5 protein-coding genes are annotated in these 4,640 nt (G+C 60.9%); 2 read left to right on the plus strand and 3 right to left on the minus strand.

The genetic code is table 11. The annotated features are described in order from the left end of the window. Positions 1-687: YggS family pyridoxal phosphate-dependent enzyme (locus tag B7L09_RS19255; protein ID WP_094470190.1), on the minus strand; the 687-nt coding region annotated here is incomplete at its 3' end. A gap of 56 nt (positions 688-743) precedes the next feature. On the opposite strand from B7L09_RS19255, the gene B7L09_RS19260 reads away from it, so the two are divergent. After that, entirely contained in the window at positions 744-1,778 is a 1,035-nt protein-coding gene (locus B7L09_RS19260; RefSeq protein WP_094470186.1) for a type IV pilus twitching motility protein PilT, read from the plus strand. Between the two features lie 159 nt (positions 1,779-1,937). Here the strand turns inward: B7L09_RS19260 and B7L09_RS19265 are convergent, their stop codons facing one another. Continuing rightward, complete coding sequence (locus B7L09_RS19265) at positions 1,938-2,555, minus strand: C40 family peptidase (protein WP_094470187.1); 618 nt, start codon at positions 2,553-2,555, stop codon at positions 1,938-1,940. Positions 2,556-2,804: 249 nt separating this feature from the next. Between B7L09_RS19265 and B7L09_RS19270 the strand changes: the two genes are divergently transcribed. Next, complete coding sequence (locus B7L09_RS19270) at positions 2,805-3,236, plus strand: NINE protein (RefSeq protein ID WP_094470188.1); 432 nt, start codon at positions 2,805-2,807, stop codon at positions 3,234-3,236. Between the two features lie 109 nt (positions 3,237-3,345). Here the strand turns inward: B7L09_RS19270 and B7L09_RS19275 are convergent, their stop codons facing one another. Next, on the minus strand, positions 3,346-4,617 hold the full coding sequence (locus B7L09_RS19275) for a dihydroorotase (protein WP_094470189.1): 1,272 nt from the start codon (positions 4,615-4,617) through the stop codon (positions 3,346-3,348). Positions 4,618-4,640: the final 23 nt, after the last annotated feature.

Consider the following 4,640-nt stretch of genomic DNA (forward strand, 5'->3'; position numbering starts at 1 on the left):
TNATGGCTGGCCGTAGTCGCGGGCGCCAAACAGCGCGGTACCGATCCGCACCCAGGTGGCGCCTTGGGCGATGGCTGACTCAAGGTCGTGGCTCATGCCCATGGAAAGTGTGTCCAGGCCCAGGTTCAGGCTCGCTTGCAGGTTTTGCACGGCAGCAAAAGCAGCGTCCTGGGCGGCGCGATCGTCAGTCGGCTCAGGGATCGCCATCAACCCGCGCAACTGGATGCGCGGCAATTCGCTGATGGCCTTGGCCAGGGCCGGCAGGTCGGCNGGGGTGCAGCCGGATTTGCTGGCTTCGCCACTGACGTTGACCTGGATGCAGATGTTCAGCGGCGGCAGGTCGGCCGGGCGTTGTTCGGACAGGCGTTGCGCGATTTTCAGGCGGTCCACGGAATGCACCCAAGCAAAGTTCTCGGCGATCGCACGAGTCTTGTTCGATTGAATGGGGCCGATGAAGTGCCAACTCAAGGGCAGGTCGGTTAATTCGGCCTGTTTGCCCAGGGCTTCCTGCAGGTAGTTCTCGCCAAAATCGCTCACGCCTGCGGCATACGCCTCGCGCACGGCCTCGGCAGGCTTGGTCTTGCTCACCGCCAGCAGTTGAACGCTGTGCTCGTCGCGGTGGGCGGCAAGGGCGGCGGCGCGGATGCGCGAACTAACCTGAAGAATGTTGTCTGCTATCGTGGACATCAAGAGGCGCCGGCGGTTTGAAGGTTGGCGGCATTCTACTGGAATTGAGGAGCGCTATGGATATCACTGAGCTGCTGGCCTTCAGCGCTAAACAGGGCGCGTCCGACCTGCACCTGTCTGCCGGCCTGCCACCGATGATTCGCGTCGACGGCGACGTGCGGCGCATCAACCTGCCGGCCCTGGACCACAAACAGGTGCATGAGCTGATCTACGACATCATGAACGACACCCAGCGGGTGGACTTCGAGAAACACCTGGAAACTGATTTTTCCTTCGAAGTGCCCGGCGTGGCGCGTTTCCGGGTCAACGCCTTCAACCAGAACCGGGGGGCGGGTGCGGTGTTCCGGACCATCCCGTCGAAAGTCCTGAGCATGGACGACCTCGGGATGGGCGAGGTTTTTCGCAAGATCACCGAGGCTCCGCGGGGCCTGGTGCTGGTGACGGGCCCCACCGGTTCCGGCAAGTCCACCACTCTGGCGGCGATGATCGATTACCTGAACAACCATCGCCATCACCACATCCTCACCATCGAAGACCCCATCGAATTCGTCCACGAATCGCGTAAATGCCTGATCAACCAGCGCGAAGTCCACCGTGATACCCGCAGCTTCGCCACGGCCCTGCGCTCGGCGCTGCGGGAAGACCCGGACGTGATTCTGGTGGGGGAGATGCGTGACCTGGAGACCATTCGCCTGGCACTGACGGCCGCCGAGACCGGTCACCTGGTGTTCGGCACGCTGCACACCACGTCGGCGGCAAAGACCATCGACCGCGTGGTGGACGTGTTTCCGGGGGACGAGAAGTCGATGGTGCGGTCGATGCTGTCCGAGTCGTTACTGGCGGTGGTGTCGCAGACCCTGATCAAGAAGATCGGTGGCGGGCGCATTGCGGCGCACGAAATCATGCTCGGCACGTCGGCGATCCGTAACCTGATCCGCGAAGACAAGGTGGCGCAGATGTATTCGTCGATTCAGACCGGGGGCAACCTGGGGATGCAGACGCTGGATATGTGCTTGAAGGAATTGGTGGCCAAGGGCTTGATCAGCCGGGAGCATGCACGGGAGAAGGCGCGGTCGCCGGATAACTTCTGAGGATGGAATATTGATCGTTCCCACGCTCTGCGTGGGAATGCCTCAATGGACGCTCCGCGTCCGTTTCGGCAGGGACGCGGAGANTTCGGCAGGGACGCGGAGAGCGTCCCGGGCTGCATTCCCACGCGGAGCGTGGGAACGATCAAGGGTGTCAGCAGATCAGCGCTGAACAACTTGAAGGGTGTTCTTCTCTTTCGGCAGAACCCGCTTGGCAACCACGTAGTGGCTTTCCCAGTACGGTTTCTTCAGGGTGTCGATGGTCACCGACTTGCCGCGACGCGGTGCGTGGATAAAACGGTCGTTGCCCAGGTAGATGGCAACGTGGTTGACCTGGCGGCTCTTGATGTTGAAGAAAATCAGGTCGCCCGGCTTCAGATCCTTGCGATCGACTTTCTCGCCATGACCGCTGGCCATGGCATTGGACGTGCGTGGAAGGTCAAACGTGGCGTCGTTGAACGCGTATTTCACCAGGCCGCTGCAATCGAACCCTTTACTTGGGCTGCTGCCGCCCCAACGGTAAGGTGTACCGAGGACGTTGACGGCGCGACTCAGCACGTTGCTGCTTTCCTTGGTCGCCATCGGCGGAACAAGGCCGCTTTTGCTAGCCAGCTGTGGAACACGTTTTTCGGTTTTCTTGTTTTTGCTCGAAGGAGCAGAAACATGGGTTTTTTGGGTGTAACCATTAACGTTTGGAAGACGTTGCTCACGATTGGTGGCGTGGGCGGCCAGTGGCATTAATAGGCAAATGGTTAGCCATGTCTTGAAAAATGGTCGCATTAGGCGTGGCTCTTTTTGGTTTGCGCGCAACTTTATAACAGCTTTTTTTGTCCTTCCGAGGCCGTTGGTCGATTCAACTTGTGGTCAACGGAACCAAATAAGCGGCAAATGGACGCCATTGTCGGACAGAAGTCAGGTGGTATAAGGCTTTGACGGAAACGAAGGTAGCATGTGCCATACGTCGGCAACCTGTAAAAAAGTCACAAAGAATTCAAGAATATTTATCTATCGTGTGAATCGAGGCCCTACATGAACACCTATCAACAGGCTGGCCAGCAGCAAGACACGCACAGCAAGGTGATTGGCTACCTGCTCTGGATTTTCGGTTTTACCGGGGCGCATCGCTTCTATTACGGCAAGCCCGTGACCGGGACAATCTGGTTTTTCACCTTCGGCCTGTTCGGTATCGGGTGGCTGATCGACGTGTTCCTGATCCCGGCCATGGACCGTGAAGCGGACCTGCGTTTTACCGCCGGGCCCATCGAATACAACGTGGCGTGGATTCTGCTGACGTTTCTCGGGGTATTGGGCGTACACCGGATGTATCAGGGGAAGTGGATCAGCGGATTGCTGTACCTAGTGACGGGCGGGTTGTTCTTTCTGGGGGTTTTGTATGACTTCTGGACGCTGAATGACCAGGTGTCCGTGCGCAACGCGCAGAACAGAGGCACCTTCCAGTAAGCCATCGCGGGCAAGCCCGCTCCCACAGGGTTATCAGTTGGCCGCAAGTTTGTGGCCTCACACAACCATTGTGGGAGCGGGCTTGCCCGCGATTGGGGTCGACGCGGTCTTACGCTTGGTGGCTGATCCGCCCATCCACCAACGTGTAACGCACCACGCTTGGCAGGCTATGCCCAATGAATGGGCAGTTCTCACCCTTGGACAGCCAGGTCTCACCGGCCACGGTTGAAGCCGCCGGATCAAACAGCACGATGTCCGCCGGCCCACCTACCGCCAATTTGCCCGCCGGCAAGCGCAACGCCTCGGCAGGCCCGTTGCTGAGCCGCGCCAACAACGTTGGCAGATCCAGCAAGCCATCCTCCACCAGCGTCATCGCCAATGGCAGCAACAGTTCGACGCTGCTGATGCCCGGCTCTGTCGCGCCAAACGGTGCCAGCTTGGCATCCCGCTCGTGGGGCTGGTGATGGCTGGAGATCGCCGAGACAACGCCTGACTTCACGGCCGCACGCAAACCTTCACGGTCGGCCAGGGTGCGCAGCGGCGGCTGCACGTGGTAAAGGCTGGAAAAGTCGATCAGCGCTTCGTCGGTCAGGATCAGTTGATACAACGCCACATCGGCGGTCACCGGCAGGCCACGGGCCTGGGCCTGAGCGATCAGGGCCACGCCGCGAGCGCTGGTGAGCTGGCTGAAGTGCGCACGCACGCCGCTTTGCTCGACCAGCAGCAGGTCGCGGGCCAGGGCTACGGTTTCAGCGGTTTCCGGAATACCCGGCAGGCCGAGGAAGCTGGCGACGGCGCCTTCATGGGCCAGGCCGCCTTCGGCCAGGTCGCGGTCCTGGGAGTGAAAAATCACCGTCAGGTCGAAGGTGGCCGCGTATTCCAGCGCCCGGCACAACGTGCGGGTGTTGCGGAAGCTCTCCAGGCCGTTGCCGAAGGCCACGCAGCCGGCATCGCGCAAGGCGACCAGTTCGGCCAGCTGTTCGCCGTCCAGGCCTTTGCTCAGGGCACCGATCGGGAAAACCTTGGTGTTGCCGGCTTCACGGGCGCGGTCGAGGATCAGCTCGGTCACGGCCGAAGTGTCCAGCACGGGCTTGGTGTGCGGCGGGCAGCACAGGCTGGTCACGCCACCGGCAGCGGCGGCGCGGGTTTCGCTGGCGATACTGCCTTTGCGGCTATAACCCGGCTCACGCAGGGCGACGTTCAGGTCCACCAGGCCAGGCGCGGCCACCAGGCCTTTGGCATCAATGGTGTCGACGGGCACAAAACCGGCGGGCGCGGCGCCAAGGGCAACGACCTTGCAGGCTTCAATATGGATATCGGTAACNTGATCCAGGCCGCTGGCCGGATCGATGACTCGGGCGCCGAGAATGCTGAGCTTCACTGGGCGTTCTCCTGCTCGAATTG

It is taken from the genome of Pseudomonas mandelii (assembly GCF_002251635.1).
GTDB classification, from domain to species: domain Bacteria; phylum Pseudomonadota; class Gammaproteobacteria; order Pseudomonadales; family Pseudomonadaceae; genus Aquipseudomonas; species Aquipseudomonas mandelii_B.